Raw genomic sequence first — 424 nt, 5'->3', positions numbered from 1 at the left:
GCATGACCGCCGCCGAGCGCGGCATCTGGAAATCCACCGAGATGCGACGCCGACTGGCCGGTGCCGGCCTGGACATCAGCGCCGGGAAGATGTCAGCGCTATGGACTACGACGCCGACCTCGATCCGTCTCGACGACCTTGATGTCATCTGCGCCGTGCTCGAATGCGCACCCACCGACCTGCTGATCTGCGAGCCGGATGCCGTCGCTGCCCGCCATCCCACGAAAGCGGTAGAAGCCACGGCGGGTTCGGGGCCGCGGTCCACCGTGACGCCGCGGCTGGGTCGCAACCGTTCGACACCGCCTGCGTGACCCAGAAACGCCCCGGAGCCAGCCCGCTGCGACGGAGGAAGCGCGTCACCTGCAAGCTTGCGCCCGCGGCCATGGCCCAGGTCGACTATTGCTTCGCCTGCTGGCCAGGCGGC

At 69.1% G+C, this 424-nt stretch carries 1 protein-coding gene; it reads left to right on the top strand.

Going from position 1 to position 424, the window contains the following annotated elements; translation table 11 throughout:
- Positions 1 to 2 precede the first annotated feature (2 nt).
- A complete protein-coding gene (locus tag RM423_RS25070; protein ID WP_311425748.1) occupies positions 3 to 311 on the top strand; it encodes a helix-turn-helix domain-containing protein in 309 nt (102 codons plus the stop codon).
- The last annotated feature ends 113 nt before the right edge of the window (positions 312 to 424 follow it).

This window comes from Jatrophihabitans lederbergiae, assembly GCF_031845305.1.
In the GTDB taxonomy this organism is placed as follows: Bacteria; Actinomycetota; Actinomycetes; order Mycobacteriales; family Jatrophihabitantaceae; genus Jatrophihabitans_A; species Jatrophihabitans_A lederbergiae.
This window is presented reverse-complemented; position numbering and strand designations above follow the sequence as displayed.

Excerpts from the sequence above, each read along its gene's own strand:
- RM423_RS25070 (WP_311425748.1), top strand. The coding sequence starts at position 3 with ATGACCGCCGCCGAGCGCGGCATCTGGAAATCCACCGAGATGCGACGC.